Source organism: Flavobacterium tructae (assembly GCF_001853485.1).
GTDB classification, from domain to species: Bacteria; Bacteroidota; Bacteroidia; order Flavobacteriales; family Flavobacteriaceae; genus Flavobacterium; species Flavobacterium tructae.
The window spans coordinates 523,398-541,332 of record NZ_MIKE01000023.1; the positions used below are offsets into that span (position 1 = coordinate 523,398).

Consider the following 17,935-nt stretch of genomic DNA (forward strand, 5'->3'; position numbering starts at 1 on the left):
TCATCGGCTTAATAAGTTTTTATAGACTACCTCTTTCAGTAATGCTTCGCGGCGTGTTCTTGAAATGGGTAGTTCTTGTCCTTTTATGAATAATCGTCCACCGGAAACAGAGTCAATATGGGTAATATTGACAAGGAAAGATTTATGGATTCTAAAGAAAATTTCTGTTGGTAGTGTTTCTTCCAAAGAAATCATCGTTTGATGAATCACCAGAACCTTATCTTTAAAATGGAGCTTTGCATAATTCTGCATTCCCTCGATATAGAGAATATCAAGCCAGGAGATCTTTTGAAATCCTTCCTCCTGACGCACATACAAATAAGGATCTAATTGATGCTGCTTTGGAGTACCCAGCATCTGATGCCATTGTTTTGCTTTTAAAGCAGCCTGATAAAAACGCTGAAACGTAATGGGTTTTAATAAATAATCGACCACCTGCAAACGATATCCTTCAAGGGCATATTCAGAATAAGCTGTCGTAAAAATAACCAAAGGCGGATTGTCCAGCGATTCCAGAAATTCCAGCCCCGTGAGATACGGCATATTAATATCCAAAAACAACAAATCGACTTCTTTTTCCTGAATGTACGAAGTAGCTTCTAATGCGGACGCACAGGTACCTGCGACTTCAAGAAAATCAATTTTAGAAACAAAATCTACTATTCCGTTTCTTGCAATAGGTTCGTCGTCGATAACAAGGCATTTCATTTTCATATTTTGTTTTTTTGTTTTTCTTTATTTTTTCCCGCAGATCTTGCAGATCAGTCAGATTTTTTCTCCTTTATTTTTTTACGGTTCTTCATTATAACCCAATAGCAAAAATGATTGCTTATTTTTGATTTCTGAGCTGTGAAATTCAGGAAAATAGTTCCTATTCCACCCTTACCACTACCCAATCAAAAATCTGCAATCGTTAAATCTTCAATCTAAAATCTTTCATGACATTGTGCTATCGGAAACGACAAAAACTTTTACTTCAAATCCAAAACCACGATTACCGTAAAATCAGAATCGGTTTTAATGATGTTTAACTGGTGTTTTTCAGGATATTGAATCGCGAGTCTTTTTTTGACATTTTCAAGTCCGAGCCCCTGATTCTTTGAAGGGATTTTGTATTGTTCCGTATAGGAATTCTCAATCTTAAAATGCAGCTGTTTCGCAGTTTGTTTACATCCCAAATGTACATATCCTTTTTGCCCCGGAAGCCTTGAAACGTGCTTAAATGCATTTTCTATTAAAGGAACTAAAAGCAATGGTGCGATTTGAAGCTGGGCATCTTCAATACTCCATTTACATTTTACTTTTAATTCATTGCCCCATCTCGTTTCTTCGACTCCAATTAAGTCTTTCAGGTATTTTATTTCGAGATGGAGCGGCACGTATTCTTTGTTGCATTCGTACAATTGATACCTCAAAATATCCGAAAACCGAATGAGCAAATCCGAAGCCAGTTGTACATCACTCTGCATCAAAATGTGAATGTGGTTGAGCACATTAAACATAAGATGCGGATTAATCTGATCCTGAAGAATCTTGATTTGTGCCTCAAGATGAACCTGTTGCAGCTGAGCATGATTTCTTTCGATTATATTATGTTCCTGATAAAACCGAAGCCCGCAGGCAGTACCGCAAATCAAAATAGCTGCAGGGGTACTACCAAAGAATCGTGCAAATAAAAACTGAATCATGGTCATGTTTGCTTCGTCGGGATACAATCGTGCGCGGGTATGCGAATTTGAAAAGATGGCATCAATAACGGCCAGGCAAAATGAAAGCATAAAAACTACCATGACACTTTGCACTGCAAATAGTGCCATTCTTCTTTTACGCAACGCAACAGGCAATACAATATCGCTAAGAAAATGCGCCAAAAGACATGAACAAAGTAAAACCAAAAACGCCTGAAAAGCTGCCGCTCGAACGCCGTAAGCCTCTATCAGCTGTGACCAGATCGTTATTCCGAGTAAACACCAGAAAAAAACTAAAAATATTCGGTGTCTGTTTTTATTTATTACAACCATTCTAAAAGAATAAAAAATTGATGTGAAACTTCATGTTCAAAAATAACCCTATATTTTTCAAACAAACAGCAAAGAACCAAAAAAGATCCTTTGCTGCTGACAAGGCTAAACCAAAAAAGCCTGTTTAAAATATAAAATAACCAACCCCAATGTTAAACGAATTTGGCTTCGAACTAAACTCCTTACTTATGTTGTTTAACCCTCCCTGATACGTAACATCCAGAGTAAATTTCGAAATTTCGATTCCTGCTCCAACCTGATAGCCTATATTGGATTTGTTAAATTTTCCATAGGCAGTTTTCAATTGATTCACCGAGGAAATATTTTCATCCAGCACATAAGAGTAAACTCCTCCTCCAAAAACTCTTACGTTGAGCATCGATTGATCAATTATTTTGTAACCAATTACCAACGGCATTTCGAGGCTTCTCCATTTTAGATTTTTAGAAGGCAAAGAAGCTGTTCTTTCAATTTTAGAAGACTTCTCACTGTAGAGAATTTCATTTTGAATGAAGAAACGTTTGAAATCAAATCGGGCCATAGCACCACCAAAAAAGCCCGCTGCATACTTTGAATCCGAACCTTTTGAAACGGGAAGTTCAGAATAATTTGATCCTGCTTTTATTCCAACATGAATAGGAAGCGGAGATTGTGCATTTGATTTAAAAGAGATTAAGGTAAAAATAACTGCCAACCATAATAATTTGTACGTGTTCATGATAATAATGTTTATTAATTTGATGCAAAGGAGCACAAACCTGAAACGCTTTAAAAATTAGTTTGATGAACGGCAGCTGGGTGTTGACTAACGGACTTCCTTAGCTGTTTTACGCAACAAACCCGACAGGTTTCAAAAACCTGTCGGGTTTAGATGTGATACCCCACTATTTACTTCAAATACTTTTTATCAGTCAAAGTTCTCATGAAGGCAATGAGCTGTTTTTTCTCCAACTCTGATAAGTTTAACTTGTCTTCGGGTAAGGTTTGGTTCGGAACATCGAATCCTAAACCTACTCCGCCTCCTTCATTGTAAAAGTCAATCACTTCTTCAAGAGTGTTGTAAACTCCATTGTGCATGTAGGGAGCGGTAAGTGTAATGTTTCGGATCGTTGGCGTTTTAAACGAATGTTTATGAATAGCCGCCTGCGTGATGACAAACTTGCCCAAATCTCCGTCCAGCTTTTTGCTTTTATTTGGAACGCCTAATATTTCACTCTCCGATCGGTCAAAATTAGGAGGAACTGTTCCGTTGGTTAGTGGAATAAAATGACAGGTCGCACATTTGGCTTTCCCTGCAAACAAATTAAAACCTGCTTTTTCATCCGGCGTGAAATTCTCTTTGTTTTGCATATACCCATCAAACTTTGAATCGTACTGACTCAATGACCGAATATAAGAAGCCAAAGCATTCTTGATTTCAAATTCATTGATGGCTCCTTTCGGAAATGCTTTTTTGAAATCTCTTACATAGTTCGGATTCTTCTGAAGTACTAAAGCTGATTTCTCGAGAGAACCGTGCATTTCGTTTTCATTTTTAATCACAGCAATGGCCTGATCTTCTAGATAACTTACTCTGGAATCATCAAAAAATACGCGCTGAAAAGCAATATGATTCAATGTCGGCGTGTTGCGCTGCAGCATCGATTTCCCGTCTAATGTAACGGCTCTTTCCAAACCATCGGTAAAAGCTTTATCAGCATGATGACACGAAGCACAGGAGCGAGTGTTGTTGCCCGACAGAACCGGATCATTGAACAGCTTTTTTCCTAATGCAATTTTCTCCGGAGTTGTTTGATAATCCGGGAAACCTGAAAATGCCTCGGGATCAAATGCTCCTGAGTCGAATAGCGTTTGTGCCGTTGTTTTTAATCCTCTTTGCTCTTTCATCAGCGGAATACCCAATTCTGATCGCGTTTTGAATAGCCCTTTGTTTAATGGATTGGCGATTTCTTTAATAAAATACGCCCGGTCAAAAGCATTGAAATTGGTATTTGTTTTTAAATAGTGCTGTCCTTTCTTCAATATTTCAAGCACCTGATTCGAATTTGAAACGGGCTTATCTTCGACATACACTTTGTAATATTTCTCGATGGTTTCTAAAGCTGCCACAGCTTCAGGAAGTGAATTCAATACCACAGGCGAATCGAATCCGGTTATTCCTAAAGTAACTATTCGATATACTTCCAATCGCATGGCATCAAAAACATGCGCATCCGTTAATTGATTGGATTTTGAAACTTTTTCTAAACGAGCCAAATTAGCCGACAAGATACCCAGCTCCTGAAGCAATTCTTTTTTATGCTCTTTGTCATATTTAGGAAAAACCAGCTCTTCAATAACCTGAAATCCTTCAGGCGGAACAGTCACTTTATCATTTTCTTCAAATTCGGGTATTGCGGGACCATTGATCGCTTTAGAAACTGCAGGCGAATAATACTCGCTTATCATTTCGACCTTTTTGTAACTTTGATGTGCTTCGAGAAATTGTCTCTGAATTTGTACTTCGGCAGAATCTGACTGTACGGAATATTTAAGCTTAGCAACCTTCTCAATCAGTAAAGTAATATCAGACTGAAACAATTCATTTACTTCCTGATGTTTGTCTTTTTTCTGACAGGCTACCAATGCCAGCAGGAAAAACAAACCGTATATTTTTTTCATGTGTATTAAAAATTAAAAGGGAAATATTCAGAAAAACAGAAACCACTACCTCAAATTGAGATAGTGGATGACTGTTTTATAATGCTTTAAAAATTTATCTCGCTAAACCTTTAATCACTACAATTTGACTTGCTTGTTGCTCGTTCGGACGATTTGTTCCTCCGTCAACTCCTTTATATTTTTCGCCAGTCCAGGTATGAGGCTGGATGCTTAACATGAAAGTATCCGGAATACCCAACTGATCTGATACATCGATCATTGCACCGTATTCCCAATCTCCGAATTTTGATAATTTACCTACGTTATATTTGGCAGCATCAGCCTGAGTACGACGGTGATCTAATTCCAATACCACTTTCAATTCTTTTGTAGCGATATTGTACTGATAAATATAAGCATCGTGTGTTTCGTCACCGTATCCGTTTGCATCTTCCTGAACGTAAACATAGTTACTGGTTACACAGATGTTATCAGGATTTTGGAATTTCCCAGCTTTTCCACTGCGGTTGTCACCATCTAAAACCAGTTCTAAAGTTCCTTTTAACGGATCGGCAGCATCAAGATTTAATCTGTAAACTCTACCGTATTTCGTTCTTGAAGCATCGGCATTCGTTCCTGTGATATCTTGTCCGGTTACGTTAAAATACAATTCACGGTCCGCATTGTTACCTCCTTTGCGGTAATCTAAATCTTCAACACGACCAAATTTGATTGCTTTTAAAGTATTTACAGATGCATTGATCTGAGCTCCTGTTAAAGTAGTGTGGTTGTCAATTTTCACGAAAGAAACAGGATAGGTTTGATCCACAGTCATGTCTTTTTCTCTTTGATTACTGTCATTTCTTTTTAACATGTACAAAGATCCTCCGCTTAAATCACCAACTGTGTTTGATACATACATAAAAACCTGGCCTCCGTAAGTTCCTGAGTCATCGTCACCAATTACTACAACTGTTTTTCCTTTGTAAGCAGTAGAACGCAATGGTAAAGCATTTTCGGCACTTAAACGTCCAAATCCTGCCAATTCTTTAGATACTGATGCTCCTCCAGCACTAGCGTACGGATCTAAAGCATGTGTACGAGACTCTTCTCCGGACTCTCCACAAGTTAAATAAAGAGGTCCAAAACCATGTTCGGCCTGAGTAGCCATAGTCGCTCCGCATAATCTCCAAGTTCCTCCGCTAGAGTTTAATAAATATTCTCCCTTTGTTGGTTTGAATGTTTTATCTAAAGTAATTCTTGAAACCGCAAAATTGTCTTCGTTGTTTACTAAGAAAGTAAAAGTTCCATCCGTATTTTTCAATAGACCTGAACCATCAGCAGAACCTCCAAAAACAAATTTAGGACTGTCTGCAAAAACATCATCTGAACTAAAAAGAGAGTAAATTTTCAAACTTTCAAATCCTGTCTGAGCTTTTATTAAACTTGGTGTTACAGATTGATCCTTCAGTACAACACTTGTTGTTTCTGCTTCGTCTTTAGAATCGTTATTACAAGATGTAAGCAACGAACCTAACATAATTAGGGGTAAAATAATTCTTTTCATGTAGTTAAAAATTGGTTTCTATTTTTTTTACAAAGTAACCCACTACTCTTTAACTTAAAATGATTTAGATATTATCAAAAAATCAACAGTTTTCCTAAAATGCGTTATAAAACAAAAAAACGTTAACATTAAATTAGTACTACAAAACACTCATAAACTTGCAGTAACATTAAAGCAAAAAAAAGAGCCTTATTTTAAGACTCGTTTTCTAATTGCTCTTTATATATTTTAATATTAGTCTTTATACTCTCCGGTAACTCAGGCTCTTTAATGTCGGTATGCTTCTGCATTTCTTCCCAAATGGTTTTAGCCACAATGTAACGGGCCATTTCTTTATCATCGGCAGGAATTATATACCACGGAGCATTTTTTGTCGAAGTTTTGTTTATAGCCTCTTCATAATATTGCTGATACTCCTCCCAATGTGCACGTTCTTTCAAATCCGCGACCGAGAATTTCCAGTTGTGTTTTTCTTCTTCCAATCGTCTTAGCAAACGTTTACGCTGTTCCTCTTTACTCAAATGCAGGAAAAACTTCAGTACAATTGTTCCATTTTGCGTAATATGCTTTTCAAAATTATTGATTTGCTCTATTCTGTCTTTCCAAAAATCTTTCGGAATATCTTCTACCTTTTCAATTCCGGGTAAATTTTCGTTCAATATATACTCAGGGTGCACGCGGGTAACCAAAATATTTTCATAATGGGTACGATTAAAAATCGCATATTTTCCTTTTTCAGGTAAAACCATATAATGTCTCCACAAATAATCGTGTTCCAACTCTGCCGAAGTAGGCGTTTTAAAACTATGCACCACTACTCCACGCGGATTAAACTCTTTAAAAACTTCCCGAATCAGACTGTCTTTTCCGGAAGTATCCATTCCTTGCAGACAAATCAAAACGCCATATCTGTTGTGAGCATACATGGCATCTTGCTGTTTACTCAATTTAGCCTGAACTTTATCGAGTTTAGCTTCTTTTTCCTCACTGTCTGCATCAAGGTCGAGCAAAGTAGGAATCTTTGATAATTTTATTTTATCTGTGATTTTAAAATCATTCGGATCTATTGATTTCATATTCATGAGTTTTTTCGTAATAGTAAATATACTATTTTTACAAAGCATATCCCTGCTGTACCTTGTAATACTTTCAGGGACAGCGATTTTATTTACAAAACAGTATTCATGGAAAAATTCACCTTAGAAATATTATTTCAAATCATCGGAATCGGATCAGCATCCGGATTATTTTTTACTGACAATTCACTTTACCTTGTTGGAGATAACAGCGGTTTTCTATACGAATACAATATGCAGAATCAGCAATTGAACGAACACCCTTTAATTGACAATCCGACCAAAAATATCGCAAAAAATCTTAAACCTGATTTTGAGTCTTTAACCAACCATAACGATACACTTTATGTTTTTGGTTCCGGATCTACCGAAAACCGAAACAAAATGATTGCATTCGATCTTAAAAAGAAAACTATACTGCAAAAAAATAACCTGGTTGATTTATATGCTCTAATGCAGAGTTTTGGCGAAATAAAACCGGAAGACTTTAATCTGGAAGGTTCAATCTTTGATGGCGAGAACTGGTACCTGTTCAATCGCGGAAACGGAATATCCAACAAAAACACCATTTTTACCATTCATGCTAAGAGTCTGGGAGAAGAATTTGCTCTGGTTGCCACTAATTATAAGCTTCCAAAAATAAAAGGGGTTCGCTCCAGTTTTACCGATGCTATTTTAGTGGAAGACAAAATCTATTTTCTTTCCACCGCAGAAGACACCAAATCAACCTATGATGATGGCGAAATTCTTGGAAGCTTCATAGGAAGAATCGATCTTAAAACCATGAAAGTCGATTTTACTCAAAAAATAACGACAACCCATAAATTCGAAGGTTTAACTTTCTATAAAAAAGAAAACAATACAATCGAATTTCTACTTTGCGAGGATAATGATACGGAGCTTTTAGAAACGAAGATTTTTAAATTGAGTTTACCTGTTAAATAGCAAAGAATCTCTTTGCCTTAATTGTATCACAGAGATTCTCAAAAATTTCGCAGAGACACACAAAGGATCGTTCACTTTTTATTATTTTGAGTTAAAAACTCATTTATTCTGTAGTATCTAAAAAAGTACTACAGTGGCTCTTTATTAAGAAAATCGTACCTTTAAAACCATCTATTAAGAAAATAAAAGCCTTTTTTGAACTTTTTTTCATTGCTGTCCCAACCTTTTTATCTTTTAAGCCCTCTTTAGTATAAAGACAACAATTGTGATAAACGAAACTCTCATATTCAACTGCAAAAAAATGAACCGTGATGCTCAGCGTCAGGTTTATGAGCATATGGCTCCAAAACTGTATCGCGTTTGCAAACGATACCTTAAGAAGGAAGAAGAAATTGAAGAAGCTATGGCTGACGCTTTCTATACCATATTTACAAAGCTGGATCAGCTTAAGGAGCTTTTAGCTTTTGAAGCATGGACGCGAAAAATTACCGTCAACCATTGTTTGGCAACCATCAAGAAAAACACCAATTTCAATATGTACCTTGATGATGTCAAATTACTTTCGCAGCCTTTTACCGAAGAAGTGAACGCATTGGAAGAAGAAGATTTACTGAATTTACTAAATCATATTCCGGACGGCTGTAAAACAGTTTTTAATCTTTTTGTTATCGAAGGTTTCGGACATAAAGAAATAGCCGCTATGCTAAACATTTCTGAGGGCACATCGAAATCACAATTGAATGCCGCTAAAACCAAATTAAAGGAATTAGTAAATAAATTGTATTACCAAAAAGCAAAATAGTCATGGACAATCAAGATAAAATATTCGATAAATTTAAAGAGGCCGCACACAACTCGGAATCTAAAGATTTTCCAGGAATGGAAAAAGTCTGGTCACGCCTTGAAGATAAACTGGACAAAAAGGAAGACAAAAAAACCATTTCGTTATGGAAAAAAATTGCGGTCGCAGCTTCGCTCTTATTACTCCTTTCTTTGGGAGCACAATTTCTAAAGTCCGACAAAACAGTTCCTGCTCTGACTCCTAAAGCTGTAGTGAACGAAGAAGAAAAAGCAACACAGCCCATTTTAGAGAAAAAAGAAGTAATTGTTTCTTCAGAGTCACCAATAATACCAAAAGCAGAAGCTGTAAAAATTCTGGATCAGCAAATCAAACAACAGCAAAAAGTAGCGATACAGGAAATACAGCATACAACCGACAATGCTATTGTTACACAAGCCAGTCCTGCTCCCGTTGCAGATCAAATAATTCCTCCGGTAGCTGCATCATCTGAATATTTTAAAGAAGAAGAGACAGAAAACAACGCTGCCAAAGATAAAGCCATTCAAAACTATGGTTATGCCGGAGCAGCGCGAAGAGAATCAGCCAAAATGGCTTATGCCGAAAAACCTGTACAAATGGCTAAAAAAAGTGCTCCGCTAATTGTTTTAAACGGAAATGCCATGTCGCACAATGACGATGCAAAAAGAGACAAAATGATGCAGGCAGAGCTACCAAATTTACAGCCCGAAAATGTAGATTCTCTGGTGGTACTGGATGCGCCATTGTACATCATTGACGGCATTTATTATTCCGAAAGCGAATTATTTGGCAATAACCCAACCAGTCCGTATGCCCCTTTAAACAAACAGGAAATCAAGACCATCACCGTTCTTCAGGACCTCGAAGCCACCTCTAAATATGGCGATAAAGGAAAAAAAGGTGTTGTAATCATTACTACCCGAAAAGGAAAACCCGCAGCAAAAAACTAACGGTAAAAACTCAAATTTAATTTCAAAAAATCATTCCTAAGCCTAAAGCTTAGACTAGGATCAACCCGATTATTCATCTAAAATTACTATCATGAAAAACGTAAAACTTCTTTCATTAGCCCTATCTATGCTTATATGTTTCGTAGCATCAGCACAGGAGAAAATCATTACAGGAAACGTTACAGACGAAGCCAGCATACCGCTTCCGGGAGTAACTATCGTGATTAAAAATACCAAAAACACAACACAAACCGATTTTGACGGAAAGTATTCCATCAAGGCACAAAAAGGTGATATTTTGATCTTTAGCTATATCGGATTCAACTCTCAAACACAAACCGTAGACAATAAAAATGTGATTAATGTTAAACTAACCGGCCAACAGCAATCCCTTAACGAAGTAGTAGTCGTGGGCTATGGGGTTTCGAACAGCGACTACGAAAGCTCAAATTACAGCCGTCGTGACAAGAAAATGGTCGCAAAGACTATTACCTCAACGCTTCAGGGAAGAGTTGCCGGGCTACCAATTACTGGTAATTATGTTCAGCCTGCACTCAATCAAAACATCATTACAAGAGGGACTACATCTATTTCTTCTAAAGATGAACCTTTGTATATAATCGATGGTGTTCCGGTGAAATCTGATCAATTCTCAAAAATCAATCCGAATGATGTGGAGGAAGTAAAAGTTATAAAAGAAGCAGAAGCAACTTCACTTTATGGAAGCAGAGCCACAAACGGAGTTGTTCTTGTTGCTACCAAAAACGGCATTTACAAAAACCTTACGGAGAAAGAATTAAATGCCAAACTGAAAAAAATAACTGTTCCGCAGCCGGTAGAACCTAATGAGGAAGATTACAATACTTTTGTCGAAAATGCCTTCGAGAGCCCAAAAACAGCACCTCTTTCTACATTTTCTATCGATGTTGACAATGCTTCGTATACCAATGTGAGACGCTTTATCAATAACGGACAAGCAGTTCCGAAAGATGCCGTTCGTGTAGAAGAAATGGTTAACTTCTTTAAATACAATTATCCACAGCCAAAAGATCAAAATCCGTTTTCTATTAACACAGAAGTAAGTGATTCACCATGGAATGCCAAAAACAAAGTGCTTAAAATTGGTTTACAGGGGAAAAACATCCCAACCGAAAATTTACCTGCTTCTAATTTAGTTTTCTTAATTGATGTTTCAGGATCGATGAGCGACATGAATAAATTGCCTTTGCTAAAGCAATCATTAAAAATACTGGTAAATGAGTTACGTCCGAAAGACAAAGTTGCCATGGTGGTTTATGCCGGTGCAGCAGGACTGGTTTTGCCTCCAACTTCAGGTGACGAAAAGAAAACCATTATTGATGCTCTTGAAAAATTGAATGCGGGCGGAAGTACTGCCGGAGGAGCAGGAATTGAACTGGCGTATAAAATTGCTGCAGAAAACTTTATCAAAAACGGAAACAACAGAGTGATTCTGGCTACTGATGGTGATTTTAATGTAGGAGATACTTCTAATGCAGACATGGAAAAGCTAATTGAAGACAAAAGAAAAACCGGCGTTTTCCTTACCTGCCTGGGGTACGGAATGGGAAATTACAAAGACAGTAAGATGGAAACTTTAGCCGATAAAGGAAATGGAAATTATGCTTATATCGACAACATTCAGGAGGCCAATCGTTTTTTAGGAAAAGAGTTCAAAGGTTCCATGTTTGCAATTGCTAAAGATGTAAAAATTCAGATAGAATTTAATCCCAAACAAGTTCAGGCTTATCGTTTAATCGGTTACGAAAACAGAAAACTGCGTCCGGAGGATTTTAAAAATGATGCTATTGATGCGGGAGAACTTGGAAGCAACCATACCGTTACTGCTCTTTATGAAATTGTTCCCACCGGAGTAAAAAGCGATTATTTGGCACAGCAGCCTGATGCTTTAAAATATACCAAAGTCGAAGAAGCCGGAACAAATTACAGCAATGAACTTGCTACCATAAAATTCCGTTATAAAAAACCGGACGGAGATAAAAGTATTGAACTGGTACAGGTAATCGAAAACAAATCGGTTGCATTGGAAAAAGCCTCTGATGATTTTAAATTCAGCAGTTCAGTGGCCTGGTTCGGTCTGAAACTAAGAGATTCAAAATTAATTTCAGACAAATCTTCAGATGCTATTCTGAAATTAGCCAAACAGGGGCTTTCCAACGATCCTGAAGGTTACAAGGCCGAATTTATCCGTTTAATTGAGGCAGTAAAATTCAATTAAATTTTACGATGAAAAATGTAAAACTTGCTTCATTGGCTTTTTCTATATTTCTCTGTCTCGTAACACATGCACAGGAAAAAGATGTATCTCATACAAAACCTGTAAATGCCGATAGTCAGATCATAATATGTGCACCATCAAAAAAATCTATTATTAATCCACCTTTGGTAATTGTTGATGGAGTTATAATCAATTTTAAAGATTTTCCTAAAGTGAGCCCGAATACTATCAAAGAGATGAAAGTTTTAAAGGAAACTGAAGCAACTTCAGTCTACGGAAATAAAGGAATAAATGGTGCTATAATTATCACAACAAAGAAAAATAACTGAAATTTGATAACACAGATTTCATTTTTAACAGCGGTTTATTAACAAAATTATTTTTACATTTGATCTCCTTTTGAAACCCTTTCAGAAGGAGATCAATCATATTATTTAATCATTTTCACACAATCAATTAATGAACCCTATCTTAAATCAGAATTTATTTCTTGTAAAAGAGCATGTTGGCATGTTTAAAGCATCAAACAACTATGACATTTATAATCCGGAAAGCAATCAGATCATCTTAAACTGTAGAGAAAATAATCTGGGATTCTTCACTAAAATGTTGCGTTTCACCGATTACAAAAGAATGACACCTTTTAATGTTGAAATCGCAGCAGCTTCAGGTGAAAAACTAATTTCGGTAAAAAGAGGTATTGCCGTTTTCAGATCTAATGTTGAAGTTTTTGACGAAAAAGAGAGACTGATAGGTACCTTTAAACAAAAGTTCTTTTCTTTTGGCGGCAGATTTGAAATTTTAGATAAAAACGAAAAACCGGTTGCTACACTTCAGGGAAAATGGACAGGATGGGATTTCAAATTTACCCACGAAAATAAGCAGTTGGCTCAGGTAAGTAAAAAATGGGCAGGAATGGGGAAAGAACTCTTCACCAGTGCCGATAATTATGTTCTTCAAATTGAAGAAACTGTAGCACAGGACAGTCCGCAAAGGCAATTAATTCTGGCAGCTGTAATGTGTATCGACATGGTTTTGAAAGAATAGAAAAAGTTGTTAAACTTAGATTAAGAAAACATCTAAAGCATCATTTTAGGAAGCAAAAGCCTTATTTTTGTGGTACTCAAATGATGCTTTCGCATTTCTAATATGACAATCATGACAGACTTAAAAAATAAAAATGCCCTAATTACAGGAGCCGGAAAAGGAATAGGAAAAGCAATCGCACTTGCACTTGCCAACGAGGGAATTAATGTAATTTTAGTTTCGAGAACGCAAGCAGATGTTGACCAGCTGGCAATCGAAATCAATAACTTAGGTGTAAAATCTTTAGCTTTAGCTGCTGATGTTTCTGATATTAATTCTATAAATAGTGCCGTAGAAAAAGCATTAGCCGAATTTAAAAGTATCGATATTTTAATCAACAACGCCGGAATTGGTGCTTTTGGAAAATTCCTGGAATTAGAACCAAACGCCTGGGAAAGAATCATTCAGGTCAACCTTATGGGAACCTATTATACCACCCGTGCCGTTATTCCAAATATGATCGAAAGACAAACGGGTGACATCATTAATATTTCATCGACAGCAGGTTTAAACGGAAACGCCGTTACGAGCGCTTACAGTGCTTCAAAATTTGCTGTTCTGGGTCTAACGGATTCTTTGATGCAGGAAATGAGAAAACACAATATTCGTGTTACTGCTTTAACACCAAGTACAGTAGCTACTGATATGGCCAAAGATTTAAATCTGACAGACGGAAACCCTGAAAAAGTAATGCAGCCCGAAGATATTGCCGAACTGATTGTCGCACAACTGAAACTGAGTCGTCGCGTTTTCATTAAAAACAGCAGTATCTGGTCTACTAATCCTTAAAAATAAATTCCAATCTTTTGAAAAATTCCAAATTCCAAATACTGCAAGCTGGAATTTGGAATTTAAATGTTGTAATTTCTAAAAACTAAACGATGGAAAACTATTTAAGACAATTAATTGCCATAGAATTTACCGATAAGAAAGAACTTTATACCGGATTTCTTATTGACTATTCGGATGAATGGATTTTATTACGAAACAATCCCGTAGATTTTATACTGGATGGCTTTGTACTATTGAAAAACAAAAACATTGAAGCCATACACAGAGATCAGGATCTGGAATTTACCGAAAAAGTAATCCGTTTAAAAGGTCTCAGAACAAATGCCGAAGATATCATTCCGATACGAGATTTGAATTCGATCATCAATTTTATCACAAACAAATACGGTATTTTCCAGATTGCTAAAAAATCAGCAAAGTCAGCTTATTTGGGAAAACTAATCGAATTAACGGATGAAGAACTTACTATCGATTTCCTGGATACAAAAGGTCAGTTTGGCGGTGAATTAAGCTTTAATCCACAAAAGATAAGGGTAATTGAATTTGATACCGATTATATCAATTCGTTGAAATTAGTAGTTGGAGAAAATCTTTAACTTTGAATTTAAAGATGTTCCACGAAGATACGCTGAGTTTCTCGCCGAGATTCACAGAGACACTTCTCATATAAAAACGAAAAAGCCTCATTAATGAGGCTTTTTCGTTTTTGGTCATAAATGACAAACTTTATATCTAAACTTTGTGTATCTCCGTGGAAATCTTTGTGTATCTCAGCAAAACACAAACCTTAAGCCTCTGCCAGTTTATTTAAAAACTCAAGACGAACACTTCCGTCTTCGTCAATCTTTGTCAGGTTTATTTCCTGCAGAGTATTTACCAATTCAGGATTCCACGGTGTTTTTACTTTTACATAATTCTCCGTAAAACCATGAATATATCCTTCTTTATTTTCTCCTTCGAACAAAACAGTTCTGTTAGATCCTAATTGACTTTCATAAAAAGCACGACGTTTTTTCACTGATAATCCACGTAGCATTTTACTGCGCTTCGCTCTTACATTTGCTGGAACAATTCCCGGCATATTTGCAGCTTCTGTATTATCTCTTTCGGAGTACGTGAACACATGCAGATAAGAGATATCCATTTCGTTAAGGAAATGATAGGTTTCTAAAAAATGCTCGTCTGTTTCACCCGGGAAACCAACTATCACGTCTACACCAATACAAGCATGTGGCATTACTTCACGAATTTTATGAACTCGTTCGGTATACACTTCACGCAAATAACGGCGCTTCATCAATTTCAAAATATCATTGCTTCCGGATTGTAACGGAATATGAAAATGCGGTACAAAAGTTCGGCTTTTAGAGACAAACTCAATGGTTTCATTCTTCAGTAAATTAGGCTCGATAGAGGATATTCGCAAACGCTCGATCCCGTCAACCTCATCCAGAGCCTGAACTAAGTCCAGAAAAGTATGTTCGTGTTTTTTATTTCCAAACTCCCCTTTTCCGTAATCCCCAATATTAACTCCCGTTAAAACAATTTCTTTGATGTTCTGAGCAGAAATTTCTTTGGCATTTTTCAATACATTTTCCAGAGCATCACTTCTCGAAATCCCTCTTGCTAACGGAATGGTACAATACGTACATTTATAATCACAGCCATCCTGAACTTTCAAAAAAGCCCGGGTACGGTCTCCAATAGAATAACTTCCCACATAAAAATCAGCCTCGGCAATTTCACAAGAGTGTACTTCACCCATGTCATTCTTGCTCAGGTCATGAATATAATCCGTAATTTTAAATTTTTCTGTAGCTCCCAAAACCAAATCAACTCCATCAACAGCTGCTAATTCCTCCGGTTTCAACTGGGCATAACAGCCTACAGCCGCTACGAAAGCTTTCTCATTCAGTTTCATTGCTTTTTTCACCACCTGCTTAAACTGCTTATCAGCATTCTCTGTAACCGAACAGGTATTGATAACATAGATATCGGCTATTTCCTCAAAATCAACACGATCAAAACCTTCATCGTTAAAATTTCGGGCAATAGTTGAAGTCTCTGAAAAATTCAGTTTGCAACCAAGCGTATAAAAGGCAACTTTTTTTCTATTTTCCATAGGAATAAACTACGTTTTAAGTAGTAAGATATTATATTTACATCTCTTTTGAAGAGTTTGCAAATTTACATACAATATTCTTTAAAATAAAATCAATAATATACTATATATCAATATTTTGCAAGAACCTACTATTTTAATTCGTTTCAAAAAACTGTAAATCAAACCAAATCGTCAGGAAAAAAAATTAAACTGAAAAAAACGCAACCCAATTCGATAAGAATAAAACGACAAATTGATCGATTAAACGCAAATAACATCGATTAAGTGCGTTTTTTAAGATATTAAATTAAAATTTTCTTACATTTAACTTTGCTGGAAATATTTTTAGAAGTAATTTCACTTCGTCAAAAAATAGGAACCAAAAACTATAGTATCAAAATCATAAATAGCGCATAACAATTTTGATTTTCCATCGTTATGTTGTTGTTTTGTTATAATAAAAATGGGCAGGCCGAAAACCATAAAGAGTAGGCAAAAATTAAAAATTAAAACTCCATATGAAAGCATTTTTACCCACAATCTGCTTGATGTTCTTAACCCTTTTTAGCGCTCAGGCACAAACTGCACCGGCTGCTAATCCATTTCCATCTATCAGCACATTGACAAACTGGGCGAGCTTAAACTCTCAATCTCAATTTGATATTGCAATTCGTGCGGTTGGATTTAAATTTGAAGTAAAAGAACCGGGTGAAGGCTCAACAGCTTACACTTATATTCGTAAAGTAACCGTAAATGAAGTAAATTACACTGACAGAATCGTTTACAGAATTACAAACAACAATTCAGCAAGTATCATTTCGTTAGTAACTGCTTCTACTGATTTAGTAAGCTTGTACACTCCACAATTGTCAACTTTTAAAAACAACAATTGTAAAACTGAAATGTCTAAAGACAAAAACACAACTTGTACTTGCTATGAAAGTGCGAACTTCGCTATCGATCTTTGCGACGAACGTGTAAAATTGACAATGGGTGACGGAAACAAATATTTTGTTTCAGTAGCTAAAAAATAATATTTAATACCTCTTTCTAAAGTATTAAAAAACTAAGAACTGTTTTCCAAATCTTTGCAAATCTTAAGCAATTTGAGTTTACAAAGATTTGGAACACATTTCATTTTATCTCTTTACAGGTCTGGATGCTTCAATTCATACCAAGCTTCCAACTCTCCTTCATATTCAAAAGAATTCACGTAGCGAAAACCTAATTTTTCCAACGCTTTTCTTGATACCTCATTTCCTTCATCGGCATAAGCATAAAGAGCTTTGACTTTCATTTTGTTAAATGCATAATCAACAAATGCTTTTCCGGCTTCAGTAGCATAGCCTTTCCCCCAGTGTTTTTCGATGAAACGATATCCTATTTCATAAAAATCTTTGTGGCCGTTAATTTCATAAGTAATAAATTTTATACCTGACCAGCCCAAAAACTCATTGGTTTCTTTTAGTACAGCGGCCCAGCGACCCGTTCCAAAATCCTTGTATTGCTGTTGAATATTTTCGATTTGAGCAATACTTTGCTCAATAGTTGTTACAGGCTTTTTTCCAACGAAAAGATGTACATTCGGATTCGAATCCAATTCAAACATTCCTTCAGCATCCGAAAGAAGTAATTCTCTTAAAATTAGTCGTTCTGTTTCAATAGGTTCTTTCATAC

17 protein-coding genes are annotated in these 17,935 nt (G+C 36.2%); 9 read left to right on the forward strand and 8 right to left on the reverse strand.

The features are described 5' to 3' along the window. The 6 genes from BHE19_RS13215 to BHE19_RS13240 form a co-directional block, all read right to left on the reverse strand. Positions 1-714, reverse strand: coding sequence for a LytR/AlgR family response regulator transcription factor (locus BHE19_RS13215; RefSeq protein WP_207544124.1), 714 nt, complete (start codon positions 712-714; stop codon positions 1-3). 257 nt (positions 715-971) lie between these two features. Continuing rightward, complete coding sequence (locus BHE19_RS13220; RefSeq protein ID WP_070907500.1) at positions 972-2,021, reverse strand: sensor histidine kinase; 1,050 nt, start codon at positions 2,019-2,021, stop codon at positions 972-974. 124 nt (positions 2,022-2,145) lie between these two features. After that, positions 2,146-2,739 carry a porin family protein gene (locus BHE19_RS13225; RefSeq protein ID WP_070907501.1) on the reverse strand — a complete coding sequence of 198 codons (594 nt, stop codon included), beginning with the start codon at positions 2,737-2,739 and terminating at the stop codon, positions 2,146-2,148. A 170-nt stretch (positions 2,740-2,909) separates the two neighbouring features. Next, complete coding sequence (locus BHE19_RS13230) at positions 2,910-4,682, reverse strand: cytochrome-c peroxidase (protein WP_070907502.1); 1,773 nt, start codon at positions 4,680-4,682, stop codon at positions 2,910-2,912. A 94-nt stretch (positions 4,683-4,776) separates the two neighbouring features. Further along, entirely contained in the window at positions 4,777-6,228 is a 1,452-nt protein-coding gene (locus tag BHE19_RS13235) for a PhoX family protein (protein WP_017495119.1), read from the reverse strand. A gap of 194 nt (positions 6,229-6,422) precedes the next feature. Further along, complete coding sequence (locus BHE19_RS13240) at positions 6,423-7,304, reverse strand: PPK2 family polyphosphate kinase (RefSeq protein WP_070907563.1); 882 nt, start codon at positions 7,302-7,304, stop codon at positions 6,423-6,425. A gap of 108 nt (positions 7,305-7,412) precedes the next feature. On the opposite strand from BHE19_RS13240, the gene BHE19_RS13245 reads away from it, so the two are divergent. The 8 genes from BHE19_RS13245 to BHE19_RS13280 all read left to right on the forward strand — a co-directional run bounded on the left by BHE19_RS13245 (position 7,413) and on the right by BHE19_RS13280 (position 14,750). Then, positions 7,413-8,249, forward strand: a complete 837-nt coding sequence (locus BHE19_RS13245; protein WP_070907503.1) for a DUF6929 family protein — start codon at positions 7,413-7,415, stop codon at positions 8,247-8,249. Between the two features lie 301 nt (positions 8,250-8,550). Next, on the forward strand, positions 8,551-9,051 hold the full coding sequence (locus BHE19_RS13250) for an RNA polymerase sigma factor (RefSeq protein ID WP_070907504.1): 501 nt from the start codon (positions 8,551-8,553) through the stop codon (positions 9,049-9,051). A 2-nt stretch (positions 9,052-9,053) separates the two neighbouring features. After that, positions 9,054-10,019 carry a hypothetical protein gene (locus BHE19_RS13255; protein ID WP_070907505.1) on the forward strand — a complete coding sequence of 322 codons (966 nt, stop codon included), beginning with the start codon at positions 9,054-9,056 and terminating at the stop codon, positions 10,017-10,019. Positions 10,020-10,110: 91 nt separating this feature from the next. Beyond that, entirely contained in the window at positions 10,111-12,276 is a 2,166-nt protein-coding gene (locus BHE19_RS13260; RefSeq protein WP_070907506.1) for a VWA domain-containing protein, read from the forward strand. An 8-nt stretch (positions 12,277-12,284) separates the two neighbouring features. Further along, on the forward strand, positions 12,285-12,605 hold the full coding sequence (locus tag BHE19_RS13265; protein ID WP_070907507.1) for a hypothetical protein: 321 nt from the start codon (positions 12,285-12,287) through the stop codon (positions 12,603-12,605). A 130-nt stretch (positions 12,606-12,735) separates the two neighbouring features. Beyond that, positions 12,736-13,323 (forward strand): phospholipid scramblase-related protein, encoded by a 588-nt coding sequence (locus BHE19_RS13270; RefSeq protein WP_017495110.1) that lies wholly within the window; start codon positions 12,736-12,738, stop codon positions 13,321-13,323. Between the two features lie 111 nt (positions 13,324-13,434). Further along, complete coding sequence (locus tag BHE19_RS13275) at positions 13,435-14,151, forward strand: 3-ketoacyl-ACP reductase (RefSeq protein WP_070907564.1); 717 nt, start codon at positions 13,435-13,437, stop codon at positions 14,149-14,151. A gap of 92 nt (positions 14,152-14,243) precedes the next feature. Then, positions 14,244-14,750, forward strand: coding sequence for a hypothetical protein (locus BHE19_RS13280; RefSeq protein ID WP_070907508.1), 507 nt, complete (start codon positions 14,244-14,246; stop codon positions 14,748-14,750). A gap of 191 nt (positions 14,751-14,941) precedes the next feature. Here BHE19_RS13280 and mtaB read toward each other — a convergent pair whose 3' ends face one another. Further along, the gene (gene mtaB, locus BHE19_RS13285; RefSeq protein ID WP_017495107.1) at positions 14,942-16,276 is read right to left on the reverse strand and encodes a tRNA (N(6)-L-threonylcarbamoyladenosine(37)-C(2))-methylthiotransferase MtaB; all 1,335 of its coding nucleotides are present in this window, start codon (positions 16,274-16,276) and stop codon (positions 14,942-14,944) included. A gap of 500 nt (positions 16,277-16,776) precedes the next feature. Between mtaB and BHE19_RS13290 the strand changes: the two genes are divergently transcribed. After that, a complete protein-coding gene (locus BHE19_RS13290; RefSeq protein WP_026109828.1) occupies positions 16,777-17,292 on the forward strand; it encodes a hypothetical protein in 516 nt (171 codons plus the stop codon). 113 nt (positions 17,293-17,405) lie between these two features. Here the strand turns inward: BHE19_RS13290 and BHE19_RS13295 are convergent, their stop codons facing one another. Continuing rightward, positions 17,406-17,933 carry a GNAT family N-acetyltransferase gene (locus BHE19_RS13295; RefSeq protein WP_070907509.1) on the reverse strand — a complete coding sequence of 176 codons (528 nt, stop codon included), beginning with the start codon at positions 17,931-17,933 and terminating at the stop codon, positions 17,406-17,408. Positions 17,934-17,935 lie beyond the last annotated feature (2 nt).